At 66.0% G+C, this 14,946-nt stretch carries 17 protein-coding genes; 3 read left to right on the top strand and 14 right to left on the bottom strand.

The window, feature by feature from the left end; all coding sequences use genetic code 11:
- Nucleotides 1-52: 52 nt before the first annotated feature.
- From IPK65_08040 to IPK65_08000, 9 genes are all read right to left on the bottom strand, one after another.
- Nucleotides 53-640, bottom strand: a complete 588-nt coding sequence (locus tag IPK65_08040; protein ID MBK8163084.1) for an NAD(P)H-dependent oxidoreductase — start codon at nucleotides 638-640, stop codon at nucleotides 53-55.
- Between the two features lie 17 nt (nucleotides 641-657).
- Nucleotides 658-1,317: a glutathione S-transferase family protein gene (locus tag IPK65_08035; protein MBK8163083.1), complete on the bottom strand. Its 660-nt coding sequence runs from the start codon at nucleotides 1,315-1,317 to the stop codon at nucleotides 658-660.
- A gap of 109 nt (nucleotides 1,318-1,426) precedes the next feature.
- Nucleotides 1,427-1,780, bottom strand: coding sequence for a rhodanese-like domain-containing protein (locus IPK65_08030; protein MBK8163082.1), 354 nt, complete (start codon nucleotides 1,778-1,780; stop codon nucleotides 1,427-1,429).
- Nucleotides 1,781-1,863: 83 nt separating this feature from the next.
- Nucleotides 1,864-2,568: a DNA alkylation repair protein gene (locus tag IPK65_08025; GenBank protein MBK8163081.1), complete on the bottom strand. Its 705-nt coding sequence runs from the start codon at nucleotides 2,566-2,568 to the stop codon at nucleotides 1,864-1,866.
- A gap of 71 nt (nucleotides 2,569-2,639) precedes the next feature.
- A complete protein-coding gene (locus IPK65_08020; protein MBK8163080.1) occupies nucleotides 2,640-3,545 on the bottom strand; it encodes a hypothetical protein in 906 nt (301 codons plus the stop codon).
- Between the two features lie 11 nt (nucleotides 3,546-3,556).
- Nucleotides 3,557-4,267 carry a hypothetical protein gene (locus IPK65_08015; protein MBK8163079.1) on the bottom strand — a complete coding sequence of 237 codons (711 nt, stop codon included), beginning with the start codon at nucleotides 4,265-4,267 and terminating at the stop codon, nucleotides 3,557-3,559.
- A 71-nt stretch (nucleotides 4,268-4,338) separates the two neighbouring features.
- Nucleotides 4,339-4,581 carry a hypothetical protein gene (locus IPK65_08010; GenBank protein ID MBK8163078.1) on the bottom strand — a complete coding sequence of 81 codons (243 nt, stop codon included), beginning with the start codon at nucleotides 4,579-4,581 and terminating at the stop codon, nucleotides 4,339-4,341.
- A gap of 200 nt (nucleotides 4,582-4,781) precedes the next feature.
- The gene (locus IPK65_08005; protein MBK8163077.1) at nucleotides 4,782-5,270 is read right to left on the bottom strand and encodes a metallophosphoesterase family protein; all 489 of its coding nucleotides are present in this window, start codon (nucleotides 5,268-5,270) and stop codon (nucleotides 4,782-4,784) included.
- 103 nt (nucleotides 5,271-5,373) lie between these two features.
- Nucleotides 5,374-6,621, bottom strand: coding sequence for a TIGR03862 family flavoprotein (locus tag IPK65_08000; GenBank protein MBK8163076.1), 1,248 nt, complete (start codon nucleotides 6,619-6,621; stop codon nucleotides 5,374-5,376).
- 151 nt (nucleotides 6,622-6,772) lie between these two features.
- On the opposite strand from IPK65_08000, the gene IPK65_07995 reads away from it, so the two are divergent.
- Nucleotides 6,773-7,519 carry a hypothetical protein gene (locus IPK65_07995; GenBank protein MBK8163075.1) on the top strand — a complete coding sequence of 249 codons (747 nt, stop codon included), beginning with the start codon at nucleotides 6,773-6,775 and terminating at the stop codon, nucleotides 7,517-7,519.
- Nucleotides 7,520-7,622: 103 nt separating this feature from the next.
- Here the strand turns inward: IPK65_07995 and IPK65_07990 are convergent, their stop codons facing one another.
- From IPK65_07990 to IPK65_07975, 4 genes are all read right to left on the bottom strand, one after another.
- The gene (locus tag IPK65_07990; GenBank protein ID MBK8163074.1) at nucleotides 7,623-7,859 is read right to left on the bottom strand and encodes a hypothetical protein; all 237 of its coding nucleotides are present in this window, start codon (nucleotides 7,857-7,859) and stop codon (nucleotides 7,623-7,625) included.
- A 125-nt stretch (nucleotides 7,860-7,984) separates the two neighbouring features.
- A complete protein-coding gene (gene tadA, locus IPK65_07985; GenBank protein MBK8163073.1) occupies nucleotides 7,985-8,437 on the bottom strand; it encodes a tRNA adenosine(34) deaminase TadA in 453 nt (150 codons plus the stop codon).
- Between the two features lie 256 nt (nucleotides 8,438-8,693).
- Nucleotides 8,694-9,632, bottom strand: a complete 939-nt coding sequence (locus tag IPK65_07980) for a peptidoglycan-binding protein (GenBank protein ID MBK8163072.1) — start codon at nucleotides 9,630-9,632, stop codon at nucleotides 8,694-8,696.
- A 240-nt stretch (nucleotides 9,633-9,872) separates the two neighbouring features.
- The gene (locus tag IPK65_07975; protein MBK8163071.1) at nucleotides 9,873-10,574 is read right to left on the bottom strand and encodes a phosphatase PAP2 family protein; all 702 of its coding nucleotides are present in this window, start codon (nucleotides 10,572-10,574) and stop codon (nucleotides 9,873-9,875) included.
- 133 nt (nucleotides 10,575-10,707) lie between these two features.
- Between IPK65_07975 and IPK65_07970 the strand changes: the two genes are divergently transcribed.
- Together IPK65_07970 and IPK65_07965 are read left to right on the top strand one after the other, a co-directional pair.
- A complete protein-coding gene (locus IPK65_07970; GenBank protein MBK8163070.1) occupies nucleotides 10,708-11,646 on the top strand; it encodes a hypothetical protein in 939 nt (312 codons plus the stop codon).
- On the top strand, nucleotides 11,534-14,557 hold the full coding sequence (locus IPK65_07965; GenBank protein MBK8163069.1) for an OmpA family protein: 3,024 nt from the start codon (nucleotides 11,534-11,536) through the stop codon (nucleotides 14,555-14,557). The genes IPK65_07970 and IPK65_07965 overlap by 113 nt, the downstream gene beginning before the upstream one ends.
- A gap of 115 nt (nucleotides 14,558-14,672) precedes the next feature.
- On the opposite strand, the gene IPK65_07960 is transcribed toward IPK65_07965, so the two are convergent.
- Complete coding sequence (locus IPK65_07960) at nucleotides 14,673-14,840, bottom strand: hypothetical protein (GenBank protein ID MBK8163068.1); 168 nt, start codon at nucleotides 14,838-14,840, stop codon at nucleotides 14,673-14,675.
- Nucleotides 14,841-14,946: the final 106 nt, after the last annotated feature.

Raw genomic sequence — 14,946 nt, 5'->3', positions numbered from 1 at the left:
CACCGGCGGGCAATGCGGCGTGTGGTTCCTGTTGCGGCGGAGCGCCGGGCGCTCAGGCACCCGCGCGCCCCAGGTCGCGCATACGATCGAGCCAGCGTTCGCGCCGTGCGGCGGCGCCCGCCTCGACCATGCCGATCAGGGTCTCCCGGATCGGGCCAATGCCGCAGAAGCGCAGGATGTTGCGTTCGAGGCTCCTCAGGCTGTGGGCGCGGAAATACCAGCGATACAACAGCGCCGGCATGCCCATCGTGACAACGATGCGGGCGCTCCTGCCTGCGAGCAGTTTCCTGCCCATGCCGCCCTCTTCCGGCCGCGCGATGGCGAAGCCCGGACGCATGACCTGTTCGAGGAAGGCCTTCAACAGCGCCGGCATCGAGCCGAGCCAGAGCGGATAGATGATGAGCAGATGCCCGGCCCAGGCGATCGTCTCCTGCGCCTGCCGGATCGCCTCCGCCGGCGGCCCCCGCTCCCAGTCCTGCCTGCCGCGCAGCAGGGGGAAATCGAGTGCGCCCACCTCGATGACCCTGACCTCGTGGCCCGCCGCGGCCGCGCCGCGCGCATAGGCCTCGGCCAGCGCGCGCCCGAAGCGTTCGGGCGCCGGATCGGGATGGCCCTGGATGATCGCGATGCGTTTTCCCATGCCCGGCCGCTCCGTCGTCAGCCGTACGGCTCGAACTGCTCCAGCCGCTCCGGCTCGCGGCGCGCGGCGTCGACCCACTCGACCATGGCCGGCAGGGCCAGCAGGGTGCTGACGTAGGCGGCACAGACGGGATCGAGCTTCACATCGTAGGTCTGGAAACGCAGCGCGACCGGCGCGAACATCGCATCGGCAATGGAAAAATCCCCGAACAGCATGGCGCCCTCCTCGCCGAAGGTCGTGCGGCAGTGCCGCCACAGGGCGAGGATGCGCCGGATGTCCTTCTGCGTCTCCGCGTTGAGTCCGCGGCCGGGGAAGTACCCGCGGCAGTTCATCGGCATGTGTTCGCGCAGGGCGCGGAATCCGGCGTGCATCTCGGCGGAGGCCGAACGCGCCACCGCGCGCGCCGCCTGGTCCGCGGGCCAAAGCTGGCGGTCGGGATGGAGCTCGTTCACGTGCTCGCAGATCGCGAGGGAATCCCAGACCGCCACCTGGCCGTGCCGCAGCACCGGTACCAGGCCGGAGGGTGACAGCGATTCGATCCGCGCCCGCGTGTCATCGCGGTACAGCGGAAGCCGGACCTCCTCGAAGGGGATCCCGGCGTGGCGCAGCAGCAGCCACGGCCGCAGCGACCACGAGGAGTAATTCTTGTTGCCGATGACGAGGGTCATGGCCGACATGGCGCGCATGTTCCCATCCGATCCTGTTCAGGCGGATCTGTGCGTTAATGAATGCGATACGCAACCGGGCCGGAACCGCCCGACTGCTGCCCAGACCCGCGGGCGCGGGTCAGGAAAGGGTATGGCTGCCCTGCTCCATCGGGAGCTCGGCCGCCAGCCAGCCGCGGATGCCGTTGGACAGGACGCAGACGTTGATGTAACCCATCTGCTTCGCGCGCCGCGCGGCATAAGGGCCGGCACCGCACCACGGCCCGGAACAGTAGAAGACGACGCAGGTATTTTTGTTTTCGGGAAGATCGCGTTCCGGATATTCCGAAGGATCGACGTTGACGGCACCCGGAAGGTGGCCGTTCAGCCAGCTCAGGTGGGGATTCGCGTCAAACACGGAGACCGATCCGAGCTGCATCTTCTGATGCAGCCTCCACGGCGATATCGTTGCCACACCCATCATTCGCGCAAACATGCTGGTGCCCTCCCAAGGTCGATGCCAATCTATGCTGCCATCCGATGCAACGGGGGTAACGAAAATCTGAGCCTGTTCAAGATCTATGCTACCCCTTCCAGGTACATGTTTCTATCCTTGGGTGGAAATTTCTCGATCGCATAGCGCAGCATGGTGCGGGGCATCACTGTGTAATGCTTGTTTAGGAAGGTTTTTTCCGCAGACAGGTCGCGCTTGCCGACCTCCCGCAGCATCCAGCCGACGGCCTTGTGGATCAGGTCGTGCCCGTCCTGCAGCAGCAGGGCGGCGATCTTCAGGGTGTCATCGTAGCGATGGCCCCGGAGGAGATGCAGCGTCGCGGTGGTCGCGATGCGGCGTTCCCACAGCGAGGCGGAACGCGCGAGCCGGTACAGGACTCGCCTGTCGCGGTCCTCGAGGTAGGCGCCGACGATGTACGGCGCGGAGGAGTCGACCAGATCCCAGTTGTTGACGCAGCCGGTATGCGCCAGATACAGGCGGTAGATCGCCGCCCGCTCCGCGGCGTCGCCGCGGCGGAACCGGTCCACCAGCAGCAGGAGCGCGAACAGTCGTTCCTCGTGAAACGCGGAATGCAGCAGGGGCAGGGTTTCAGGCAGCGCCAGGCCGCGGCAGTCTTTCACGATGCGCCGCAACACCGGGACACGTATGCCGAGGAAACGGTCACCCTCGCCGTATTCTCCCTTCCCGGTCTTGAAGAACCGCCGCGCATGCACGGCGATGGCGGGATCGGCGAGGCTCCTCAGCGTGTTGCGAACGGCGCGTGCGGTCATTTGGGGTCAAGCCTGGCGAAACAGAGGGATCCCGCGCGCCCGTCGCCGGGATCCCCGCATCGATCGTAGCGCTAGAAACCCAGTTCCTTTTCCAGGTCGTCCTGTTCCTGCTTGAACTGTTCCTGCCGCCTGGACTCTTTCTTCTGATTGGCCTCTTTCGTACGCTTCTCGAGGTCAGCCGCCTTGTCATCGGCGCCGGCCAGAATGTAGAAGTTTGCCGCCGTCGTCGTCTCGCCGGTCTTCACGTAGGCATCCCCGAGACGCAGCGCCTTGTCCTTCACCTGCTGCACCTTCTGCGGTTTGTCGGCCAGGTTGAAATAACGGATCGCATTTTCGAGCATGCCCAGTCCGTCCTTCACGATCAGTGCGTCGCCGCGCTTCTCCGCGCGCGCGGACTTCCGCGTCATCTGGTCGTCGCCGAGATAGCGCAGCCAGTCGCCCGCCCTGTCCAGCTCATCAAACGAGACCAAGCGCGCGGCGAAGGCCCGCTCCTCATCGGCCAGCAGCTTGTCCGCGTTCTTTGCCGCCATCGTGAGCAGTTCCTTCAACGTGGACTCGGCCTCGCGGCGCTTGAAGTGGTCGTAGGCATTGCCGAAGACGTTGATATCCTCGGGCCTCGACTTCACGTGCAGCAGCTTCACCCGGTCCGCCTCGGCCGCATGGCCTCCACGCTCGTACCAGTCAAAGGCGGCGGCGAGCTGCCCCTTCTTCTCTTCCTGTCCGCCCAGGGTCCTGCCGACGCGCTGCCTGAGCGCATCGACGCGCTTCTGATCGGCGCACATCGTGTCGACCGATACCGCCGTGTTGTAGGCCTCGCTCAGCTTGCCGGCCTTTTCCAGCGCCTCCGCCTTGTTAAGCTGCGCCACCGCCTGCCTTTCATCCTCGGTGGCGCAGCCGTCCGCCCGCACCGTCGGGATCGCGGCCGCGAGACCCGCCGCACACGCCAGCAGCGCCAGCGCCTTTATGCCTGCCCTCATGGATCGCCCCCTCAATTCACCATGTCGATGATGCCCTTCAGCCCGAAGCCGCGCTTTTCCTTCTTCTCCGCCGGCGCCTGCTCCTGTTCCTCCGCATCGGCAGACCCGGACTCGCCGCCCTCCTCCCCGCCGCCGCCCATCAGCATGTTCATCATGCTCATCTTCTCGTATCCCGCGGGGATCTCGAACAGCGCCGGATCCTGGCGTCCGACGTTGATGTTCTTCAGCTCCTTCTTGATGCGCGCCTTGCTGCCCTTGTCCATCGCGATCACATCCATCTTCACCACGATGCCTTCATTGCTCGTCCACCAGAAGCCGCCCATCTTGTCGCCTTTCCTGCCGGTCATGACGATCTTGCTCTTGGTCGTCATGACGCCGTTGACCTCTTCCGGGCCGACCGTCGTCTGCTCGATCTCGTAGCCCGACAGATCACCCTGGCCGGCGCCGGCGTCGCCCAGTTTGATCTCCAGGTACATGCGCTGTTCCGGCATCAGCGTCCACATCACCTTCTTGTCGGGACGCGTGATCATGATCTGGCGCATGCCCTCAATCAGCGTCTCGCGTCGCTCCTTTCCGGCGGAGTAATACGCCGTGCCTTCGATCGACATCTCCGCCGTCTGCATGGTCTCATCGGCGGAGTAATCCACCGGCGCCGGTTCCACGGCCATCGCCGCCCCCGCCAGACCCCAGGCCGCCAGTGCCAGCCATCCTCTGTTACGCATATACGATCCCCCTGTGGTTGTGTTACATCATGCGCATGGACGCGCCGTGCCGCCTGCAGGACATGAAGGCATCAGGGCGTCCGTGTCTGCTCCGTCGCCATCCCCTCGTCCTGCGCCTCCTTGCGCTCCCGCCGGTACTGTTCGTAGCTGACGCGGTTGACATTGTCGAGGCAGGACTGCACCTCGCCATGCGGCAGCCTGTAGCACTCCTGCCGCCGCGTGTCCTGAAAACCCTCGTACCATGCCTTGTAGGTACAGCCCGTGCCGGACAGGGACAGCAAAATCACGGTCCCGGTGAGATATCGCATGGACAAATCGCGCCTCCCCTCACCGCCTGCGATTGCCGTCTCCCCGCAACCGGCATGATCAGTGCGGCGGCATGGGGCGGTTGAGTGGCGGCGAACCTGGTTACGGACATGGCGGATTCCCGTTGGAGTGCGCTCGGAGCATGATACCCCAGCCGCTCCGGCCGGGTACATTCACCCGCGCCGCAATACCCGATTGGCGCGCCGGGTTATCCGCCGCTGTCGATCTGTAACTCGAACAGCTTGGGCGCAATCCGCCCGCCCGTGATCACGAGCTGGCCGACCGCGACCGGCAGGGAAAAACGGCGCGGTCCCGCGCTGCCCGGATTCACGTACAGCACGCCGCCCTTGTTCCGCCAGCCCGGCCGGTGCGAATGGCCCGAGATCACCACCCGGAAACCGGCCGCCGCCGGGTCGAGATCGATGTCGGCAAGGTTATGAATGACGTAGATGGAAACTGCACCGGCGGTCAGCACCTCCGTCTCGGGCAGGCGCCTGGCCCACGCCTCCGTGTCGTTATTGCCGCGGATCGCCGTGAGCGGCGCCAGGTCGGACAATGCCGCTAGGATATCCCGATCGCCGATGTCGCCCGCGTGGACGATGAAGTCGCTGCCGCGCAGGGCCTCCACGGCCTCGGGCCGCAGCAGCCCGTGGGTGTCGGAGATGAGCCCGACGGTGAGTGATCGATGCGATGCCATTCTTTATCCTGCTTCCATGTGGCCCGGATGCAGCGCAGCGGAATCCGGGATACTCCGGGACATCCCCGGATGACGGCGCCCCGCGCCTGCATCTGGCTACCCTCTACATATCCCTGATCCAGTCCAGTACGCCGCGACCCGCCGCGTGCCCGCTGGCGAAACAGGCGGTGAGCAGATAACCGCCCGTCGGCGCCTCCCAGTCCAGCATCTCGCCGGCGCAGAACACGCCCGGCAGCGCGCGGATCATCAGGCCTTTGTCGAGCGCCTCGAAGGGAACGCCGCCCGCCGTGCTGATCGCCTCGGCGAGCGGCCGCGCGGCGACGAGACGCAGCGGCAGGGACTTGATCACTGCCGCCAGCCGCTCCGGATCCGCGAAGTCCTGCGCCGGCGCGCACTCGCGCAGCAGCCCAGCCTTCACGCCCTCGATCCCGAGCCGGCGGCGCAGGTGGCCCGCCATCGACTTCGATCCGCGCGGCTGAGCCAAGGCCTCGACCACGCGCGAAGGCGCACGGTCGGGCACGAGGTCAAGGCGCAGGATCGCCTCGCCGCGCGCCGCGATGGTGTCGCGCAAGGGCGCGGACAAGGCATAGATCAGGCTGCCCTCCACGCCGCCGGAGGTGACGATGAACTCGCCCTGGACGCGCTGCTCGCGGCCCGCCGCATCGGTAAACGCCGCGCCCACGGTCTTCACCGGCTGGCCGGCGAAGCGCGCGCGGAAATGCTCGCTCCACCCGGCGTCGAATCCGCAATTCGAAGGCTTCAGCGCCGCGACCGGCACGCCGCGTCCCTCCAGCAACGCCGCCCACGCCCCATCGGAACCGAGCTGCGGCCAGCTCCCGCCGCCCAGCGCCAGCACCACGGCGTCGGCGCTCACCTCGCGCGGGCCCTGTGGAGTGTCGAAGACCAGCGCACCGCCGTCCGACCAGCCGCGCCAGCGATGACGCACGTGGATGCGCACACCGGCGCCGCGTAGGCGGTGCAACCAGGTACGCAGCAGCGGGGCCGCCTTCATCCCGGCGGGAAAGACGCGACCGGACGAGCCGACGAAGGTCTCGATGCCCAGCCCGCCCGCCCAGGCGCGCAGGTCCTCCGGCCCGAAGGCGTCGAACAGCGGCCCGATCTGCGCACGCCGCGCGCCATAGCGCGCGAGAAACGCCGGGCGCGGCTCGGAATGCGTGAGGTTCAGGCCGCCCTTGCCGGCGAGCAGGAATTTGCGCCCCACCGACGGCATGGCGTCGAACAGCTCGACGCGTACCTCGCCGGCGCTCAGGACCTCCGCCGCCATGAGCCCGGCGGGCCCGCCGCCGATCACGGCAACGGGGAAAGCGGAAGGAGCGGACGGGGCAGACATGGATTCGACTCGACGGCGACGATGATGGCGCAGACTACCACATCCCGCGGTGCAAGCGCGCCGTCCTGTGCGTTACAGCCGATCCGAGGTGTCGCACGCGGGGCCGCGGCATTTGCACTTTGCCGCGCGGGCACGTATTAATGACGGCATCATGAGCGCGACGTCCCCGGAAAGCGTACCCCTCACCGTCCTCGGCGCCGGCTATGTCGGGCAGGCGCTGCTGCGGCGCTTCCCCGCCACGGCAGCGACGCGCCGCCGGGCCGCGCCGCCGCTGCAGTCCTTCGACCTGCGCGACCCCGCGAGCTGGGGCAACCCGCCGCTCTCGGGGCGCGCGGTCGTCTGGACCTTCCCCGCCGAGCCACTCGCCCTCGTGCAGGCGTTCTTCGCCGCGCACCTGCAGGACGCCGCCGGCCTCATCGTGCTCGGCAGCACCTCGGCCTATCGGGTGGCTGATGCCGCGGGATCGCCCATCGTCACGGTCACCGAACAGACTCCGCTCGACCTGGGCCAGCCGCGCGTGCAGGGCGAGGAATGGCTGCGCGAGCGGGGCGCGACCGTGCTGCAGCTCGCCGGCATCTTCGGACCCGGACGCGACCCGGTGAGCTGGCTGCAGAAGGGACTCATCAGGGACGGCGCGAAACTGGTCAACCTGATCCACGTCGACGACATCGTCGCGGTCATCGCGCACGTGCTCGTGCAACCTCTGCCCGGCGCGCGGATCAACGTCGTCAACGGCGAACCGCTGCCCTGGCGCGAACTGGCGGCGCGTTTCCGTGCAGACGGACGCCTGCCGGCGGATTTCGTGCTGCCGGAAACCGGCCCGCTGGAGTTCGGCAAGCGCATTGACAACCGCCTGCTGCGTTCATTGTTGCCTGACCACCGCTTCCTGCGGCCCTGAAATCAAGGATTGAAACGCGGGGACAGATTTGCTGCGGCAAGAGGGGACAGATTTAAAATCTGTCCCCGTATTTATTAAGAATAAATCTGTCCCGGGTTTTCTTCTAAGCCCTTTCGACCAGCACACGGGTCAGCCTCCTGACCAGCGGCAGCACCGCAGCAGGTCGGAAGGCGATCATCCATGACCAGCCCCATGCCCCCGCCAGGTGTGCAGCAAACCATGGGTCTGCCCATGCCTGCAGCGTGCTGACAAAAGAGACGATGCCGCTCATGAAGATGGACAGCAGCAGAGGCATGACGATACCGGCGTAGCGCCCAGGGAGCTTGCGCAGGCCAAAGATCGTACGGGAAGGCGGTGAATCGGAACTCATGGGTTCTCCTCGAACAGGTACCGACTGGCAGGCAGGGGGACAGATTTATAAATCTGTCCCCATTGATTGCGATATTCCGTCCGGCGTTGGAAAAATCAGCGCCGCTGCCGGAAGAAATCCGTCAGCAGGTGCCCGCACTCCCCGGCCAGCACAACGCCATCGACCTGGACGAGGTGATTGACCTTGCCCGAGGCGAAGACGTCGAACACGCTGCCCGCCGCGCCGGTCTTGGGATCGGCCGCGCCGAACACCAGCCGTTTCACGCGCGCATGCACGATGGCGCCGGCGCACATGATACAGGGCTCCAGAGTCACATACAGGGTGGTATCAACGAGGCGGTAATTGCCGAGCGCCGCAGCGCCCGCACGCAGCGCCCCGATCTCGGCATGCGCAGTGGGATCCTGCCCGGAGATCGGATGATTCCAGCCCTCGCCGATGATCGCGCCATCCTGCACCAGCACCGCGCCGACCGGCACCTCGCCTGCATCCGCCGCGCGGCGGGCGAGCGTTAGGGCGTGGTGCATCATCGCGGTGTCGATATCAGTCATGCTGCCGGATGGGAGAGGCACGATGGAACGGATCATTGCGTCAGAGTCGGGCAGCAGCAGGTTTGGTCAAAGGCTGTATTCAGACGAATTCTACCATCATCATTCCAAAAATACTGTGTCGAGCGGTGAGCCCGCAGAGCCCCCTATTGAGGACAGAACACAGATACTGCAGCCTTCCCCCCATAATCCGGGCGCCACTAATAAAAAACGGCCCTGCGCGATGCACAGGACCGTGTATATTCAATTTCCTGAACCGTTACTTGGCCAGGCCGAACGAGGGCGAAGTCACCCAGCCTTCATTGCCGAGTTCATCCTGCACCTTCCACCACACGCCGCTCTTCTCTCCGGTGGGGTACAGCGTCATGCCGGTATCCAGATCGCGCACCTTCTCGCTCTTGTTGTTGGCTTCGGAAAACATCACGCCGGCCTTGGCCATGGTGACCGACTGCTGCACATTGGCGGTCTTCGCGTCCGGTTCACTGTTCCTCACGTCATCGACCATCTTGATGTAGGCATCGAGATAGGCCTTGGTCACCACCTGGCCGATCTCGGTGTTGGCATAGCTGCTGGCGCCGGCCGCGGCAAAGCCGCCGAAGAACGCCCCGCCGCCCGCGCCCCAGCCCAGGTCGGTCTTCTTGGCGTGGCCCTGCTGCAGCGATATCTGCTCGGTGGAACGCACGTCAGTCAGGGTCAGCACCACATCTGCCGTCTTGCTCTTCAGGCTGACGCCGCCCATCAACGCGCCGGCCGTGCCGCCGACCATGCCGCCCAGCAGACCGCCGATGTTCGAGCCGCCGGCCTTTGCGTTCTTGCTGACCAGGTCAGGCACCAGCACGTAATCCGCCGCCTTCATCTGGCCCTTGCCCACATTGGAGCCGCCGCGCAGTTCGCCGCCGCTGGCGAGCGCGCGTTCGGCCTGCGCCGCCTCCAGTCCCTTGCCACGATCCACCAGCGTGAAACATTTCGATTCCGACACGAATACCTTGATCAGTGCGACCGGCGATTCGAGCTGAAGATCACGGTACCAATAGCGGTTGGGGGAGTCTTCGGGTTCCACCACGGAAAGCGTGCCGTACTTCTTCTCGCAGGTGGGGATGGTGGGTTCCTTGTCAGCGGCATAGGCTGCGCCGTTCAGTCCCAGAACTGCCGTTATCGCAGCGGCCGCCCAACCGGCGCCGGTCTTGTGCTTGGACATATATCCGCTCCTTTTATTATTTGAGTGCTGAGAAGGATAAACGCCCTTTATGTCCGGGTCCAGCAGTGCATTCCGTCAGCGGACTGGCCGAACACCGTCCGACGCACCGAAATGATCCCGGATACCCTGTCCCCGGTAAAATCTGGCACAGATTTATTAACCGCCAGGGGCAGTTTTCCCTTTCTGGGGACAGATTTTGAAATCTGTCCCCTCCTGAAGCAGTTGCGACGACGGGCAGTTTCACACAGGTGCGCCGGCCTGCCGGCCGCCTCGCAGCGCAGGTACGAGTCGACTGAGCACCGCGCACAACACGAAGCAGATCCAGCCGGTCCACAGCGTGTGGCTGGGATAGTGCGCGCCGCGCAGCATCTGGGCGCCGCCGAACACCACACCGGCCAGCAGCACGCCGGCCAGCCACCAGCGCGCCGCGCGCGGAGCGTGTATCCGCAGCGCGAACCAGCCGCTCACGAAGGAGAATGCCGCCGACGCGTGGCCCGACGGGAAGCAGCGCCCCGGCCCGCCATCGGTAACCCCGCGCACCCAGTGCGACACATACTGCGCGGTGCCACCGAACTCGATCAGATCCCACGGGCAACTGGTCAGACTGCGCGCCTTCAGCAGCGGGATCACACTGGCGCAGACCAGCGTAGCCAGCACCCACCACATCTGCACAACCTTCGGCAGGGTCCGCGCAAACGGGAGGGGGCGCCAGATGCCGACCACCAGCACGACGAACACGAGCCAGCCGGCGATCCGCCCACCCCGGTGCAGCACGTCGCTCGTCAGCCAGTGCCTGCGCCACGGGAACCCGTCCGGCCCGGCCACCTGACGCACCGCCCACAGATCCGCGCCGCTAGCATCCCAGGCCATCAGCGCCAGCAAGGCGACAACGATCACGATCAGGTCATACAGCCACAGCGGGCGGCGGGGGTGAATGTGCATGGGCGGGGATGATGGCAGGAAAACCGTGGCATGTCCCCAATTGACACATATTTCCCATGATTTGGATTGAATTTAGCGCAACAGACAGGCACCATGTGCCGTCCTTCACCGGAACAGTCATCGGGGAATAATAATGACAAAGATACAGATGCTGGCCGTGACCGCGGCCGTCTATGTTGGCACCGCCCTCATCGGAACGGCCAGCCACGCCGCCCCCGGCACGTATTTCACGCACGTGGACAACGCCAGCAACGCGAACGTCCCCGGCACCAACACCAACACCGTCCCTGACAACGACATGGCGACCGGCAGCCTGCTGACCGAGCCGGCGCCCGGTATCACCTTTGGTCGCACCGACCCGGAGGCGCCGATCGAGTTCAATATCGATGTCACCGTCCTGCCGGTGAACTCGGCCTCGCTGACGATCCGTGCCTATGACGTCGACGAGGAAGACGGCGAGCAGGACGACGTCTATCTGAACGGTCATCTGCTCGGCAGGCTGACCGGCGCCAACAACGTGTGGAGCACCACGGTACTCAGCATCTCCGACCTGTCCTGGCTCGTCGCGGACAACAACCTGGTGCAGATACAGATCGATACCAGCGGCGACTCCACGAACTGGGTGGCCGCCGCGCGCTGGGGCCAGCTCCTCGCCGACGGCGGCGCGGCCGACCGGGCCAATACCGGCAGCGTCGTCATCACCGGCTGCGTGACGCGCACCGCCACGGCGGCGGGCTGCAGCGTCTCCAATGCCGTAGCCGCCGGTACGGTGCGGATCGACACCGAGGCGACGGTCAACGTCGTCACCGCCGGCAACTATCGTCTGGAGGTCACCATCATCGACCCGGCGGGGAATTCCTCCTCCGTGCTGACGGACAGCTTCTCCGCCACGGCCGGCAGCACCGATCCGCACGGTCTCGCCGACCTACGCCCTGAACGGCGCCACCGGCACGTACACCGTGCAGTCGCAGCTCTTTTACATCGATGGCAGCAATTTCCCGGTGCAGCAGGACATCGCGACCGCGACCTTCCGGCACACCGCCGATGTGGGTCCGACCGACCTCGACGATGACGGCCTGACCTATGCCGGGGAGACCGCGCTGGGCACTGACCCGATGGACAGCGATACCGACGGCGACGGCATCACCGATGGCGTCGAGGTGGGCGCCGATGCCAACAATCCCGTGGATACTGACGGCGACGGCATCATCGACGCGCTGGAGTCGGACGTGACGGACACCGACGGCGACGGCAGCGCCGACGCGGCGGATACCGACAGCGATAACGACGGCATCCCCGACGCCGTGGAGCGCGGACCCGATGTGAACCCGGTCGATACGGACGGCGACGGCATCCCGGACTACCAGGACCGCGACAGCGACAACGACACCCTCCCGGATGCCCTCGAGGCCGGCCCCGTGCCGTCGTCGCCCGCCGATACGGACAATGACGGCCGGCCGGACTACCTGGACCGCGACAGCGACAACGACGGCGTGCCGGATCGCCTCGAAGGCGGCGGCCTCGGGCTGGACAGCGACAGCGATGGCATTGACGATGTCTTCGATGTCACCAATCAGGGCGGCGTCGACGTCAATCTCGATGGCGTGGCGGACGGCCTTGGCTCGTACGACATCGATCTGGACGGCGTGGCGGACTTCCTCAGCGTCGACAGCGACAGCGACGGCATCCTCGATACCGCCGAGACCGACCTGTCCGGGCTCGACAGCGACGGGGACGGCATCGACGATGCGCTGGATACCGACCTCACCCTCGGCGCGGACCTCGATGGCGACCTGATAGACGATGCCTACACCCTGCCCGATACGGACGGCGACGGCGTGCCCGACTTCCGCGACCTGGATACCGACAACGACGGCATCCCCGACGTGAACGAGGCCGGCTTGCCTGACGCGGACCTGGACGGACTGATGGATGCGGGCGGCACCCGCACCGGCGCCCCGCGCGACACCGACAGTGACAACACGGAGGATTACCGCGACCTCGACGCCGACAATGACGCTGCGTTCGACATCGCGGGCACGGACAATGCGGCCGCCGACGCGAATAACGACGGGCGCGTCGATGCCGCGACGGATACCGACGGCGACGGCATTGCCGACGTCGTCGACGCGGCGCCCGCGCTGTTCGGCACCCACCTCGACAGCGACGGGGACGGCATCCCGGATGTCGCGGACCTGGACGCGGACAACGACGGCATACCGAATGACCAGGACGGCACGGACGACGTGGACGGCGACGGCCTGCCCAACTACCTGGATCGCGACAGCGACAACGACGGCCTGACCGACACCATCGAGGCCGGCGGCGTCGATGCGGACCGCGACGGCGTCATCGACGACATCACCGACACCAACGCCAACGGGCTGGCCGACAGCGTCGAAGTCGCGCTCGGCGGCTCGTCCCTGCCGCTGCCGGACACCGACAACGACGGCCAGGCCGACTATGTCGACCTGGACAGCGACGGCGACGGCCTGAACGACATTATCGAATCGAACGGCGTCGATGCCGACAGCGACGGGCGCGTCGACGCCGCCGTCGATTCCGACAACGACGGACTGATGGACAGCGTCGATGGCGACATCACCGGCAGCGTACCGCAGAACCCGGTGGACAGTGATGACGATGGCCGGCCCGACTATGTCGATGTCGACAGCGACGACGACGGTATAGCAGACAACCGCGAGGGCGTTTCCGATTCCGACGGCGACGGGATAGCGGACTATCGCGACCCGCCGGGCAGGCTGGAGACGGCGCGGCGCGGCATCGGTGCGTTTGACGGCTGGATGCTGTTACTGCTGGCCCCGCTGCTGTGGCGGCGCCGGGCGCTGGTACGGTCCGGCGTCCCGGTCGTGCTCGCGGTGATGGTCCTGGCGGGCCTGAACACGCCGGCTGCGCAAGCGGAGATCGCCGACGATCACAAAGGCGAATGGTATCTCGGCGGCGACCTGGGCCGGTCCTGGCTGGAACCGCGCGACATCAACGGCGGCTATCGCGTGGATGACACCACCAGCCACGGTTATCGCCTGCTGGCGGGTAACCAGACCTGGCGGGATTTCTCCCTCGAAGGTTTCTACATCCATGCCGGCGAGGCCGGTATCAGCTCCGACAATCCCGTCGTGGGACACCTCGGCGAGGTGGAATACGACCTGTACGGCGCGGGCACCGAATGGACGCCGCTCACGGGCGGCCGCGCCCGCACCCTGTATCCGGTGCTGAAGAGCGGCCTCGTGGTGACCCGCAACAGCACCAACAGTCCGACCATCAACTACGACAAGGTCCATTCGCTCAGCATCTATATGGGAGCGGCCGGTGTCTGGCAGTTCGCCGAGTCCTGGCGCGCACAACTGGAACTGTCAAGCTACGACCAGGATGAACTGATGCTGACCGTCGGCCTGCGCAAGACCTTCGGCGGCAACCGGCAGTCGGCCGTAGTCACTGAACCCGAACCGGAGCCGGCCCCCGTGCCGGTGGAACCGGAGCCCGCGCCGGAACCCGAACCCGTTCCGCAGGAAGTAGCCCCTGCCCTGCCGGCAGACGGCGACCACGACGGCGTACCGGATGCGGACGACCTGTGCCCGACCACCCCCGCCGGTGACGCGGTGGATGGATCAGGCTGCAGCCTGAACGTGCGCCTGCAGGTGTACTTCGAAAACGATTCCAGCCGGCTCAAGCCCGAATCACATGCCGACCTCGATCGCCTCGCGGCCTTTCTGCAGGCGGTGCCGCAGGCGGCCGGTGAAATCCAGGGCCACACCGACAACGCCGGCCCGGCCCGTTACAACCTGACCCTCTCGAAGAAACGCGCGGAGTCAGTCCGGGCCTATATCGTCGGCAAGGGCATCGACGCGGCACGCCTGCAGGTGAACGGTTACGGCGAGACGCAACCGGTGGGAAACAACAAGACCGCCGAAGGTCGTGCCGAAAACCGCCGTGTACTGTTCGTACGGACGGATGTTCAATAAAAATCGGGGGCAGACCACGGTCTGACGATATCGCTGATTTCTCTATACGGGGACAGATTTTGAAATCTGTCCCCTCTCGCCGCGCCCTGTAAGTCGCGCACGGCGACCTACTCCCCTACCCTGCCGTCCTGTATCGCCACAGCCTACGCCTGCTGGCGATAACCAGCATCTCATAGCCGACGACCGTGACGACCGGCGCGAGCATCAGGATGACGAGGCACACCGCCATGTCGACGCCGGAAGCCGCGGCCGCGCGTCGGTATCGCAGGCGGAGGCGAACCATAAAAAATTGATCCACACCCGGCAGATCGCGAAGCTCGCGAACCCGAAGCCGGACAACGCAGCACCGCAACGCCCCTCCACCGGTCAGCGGGAGAACTGCGACGCGT

The sequence above is a fragment of the Gammaproteobacteria bacterium genome (genome assembly GCA_016712635.1).
Lineage (GTDB): Bacteria > Pseudomonadota > Gammaproteobacteria > SZUA-140 > SZUA-140 > JADJWH01.
This window is presented reverse-complemented; position numbering and strand designations above follow the sequence as displayed.

What these genes read in the sequence shown, in the direction of transcription:
- IPK65_08040 (MBK8163084.1), bottom strand. Translation starts at nt 640, where the DNA reads ATGGGAAAACGCATCGCGATCATCCAGGGCCATCCCGATCCGGCGCCC.
- IPK65_08035 (MBK8163083.1), bottom strand. Translation starts at nt 1,317, where the DNA reads ATGTCGGCCATGACCCTCGTCATCGGCAACAAGAATTACTCCTCGTGG.
- IPK65_08030 (MBK8163082.1), bottom strand. Translation starts at nt 1,780, where the DNA reads ATGTTTGCGCGAATGATGGGTGTGGCAACGATATCGCCGTGGAGGCTG.
- IPK65_08025 (MBK8163081.1), bottom strand. Translation starts at nt 2,568, where the DNA reads ATGACCGCACGCGCCGTTCGCAACACGCTGAGGAGCCTCGCCGATCCC.
- IPK65_08020 (MBK8163080.1), bottom strand. Translation starts at nt 3,545, where the DNA reads ATGAGGGCAGGCATAAAGGCGCTGGCGCTGCTGGCGTGTGCGGCGGGT.
- IPK65_08015 (MBK8163079.1), bottom strand. Translation starts at nt 4,267, where the DNA reads ATGCGTAACAGAGGATGGCTGGCACTGGCGGCCTGGGGTCTGGCGGGG.
- IPK65_08005 (MBK8163077.1), bottom strand. Translation starts at nt 5,270, where the DNA reads ATGGCATCGCATCGATCACTCACCGTCGGGCTCATCTCCGACACCCAC.
- IPK65_08000 (MBK8163076.1), bottom strand. Translation starts at nt 6,621, where the DNA reads ATGTCTGCCCCGTCCGCTCCTTCCGCTTTCCCCGTTGCCGTGATCGGC.
- IPK65_07995 (MBK8163075.1), top strand. Translation starts at nt 6,773, where the DNA reads ATGAGCGCGACGTCCCCGGAAAGCGTACCCCTCACCGTCCTCGGCGCC.
- tadA (MBK8163073.1), bottom strand. Translation starts at nt 8,437, where the DNA reads ATGACTGATATCGACACCGCGATGATGCACCACGCCCTAACGCTCGCC.
- IPK65_07980 (MBK8163072.1), bottom strand. Translation starts at nt 9,632, where the DNA reads ATGTCCAAGCACAAGACCGGCGCCGGTTGGGCGGCCGCTGCGATAACG.
- IPK65_07975 (MBK8163071.1), bottom strand. Translation starts at nt 10,574, where the DNA reads ATGCACATTCACCCCCGCCGCCCGCTGTGGCTGTATGACCTGATCGTG.
- IPK65_07970 (MBK8163070.1), top strand. Translation starts at nt 10,708, where the DNA reads ATGACAAAGATACAGATGCTGGCCGTGACCGCGGCCGTCTATGTTGGC.
- IPK65_07960 (MBK8163068.1), bottom strand. Translation starts at nt 14,840, where the DNA reads ATGGTTCGCCTCCGCCTGCGATACCGACGCGCGGCCGCGGCTTCCGGC.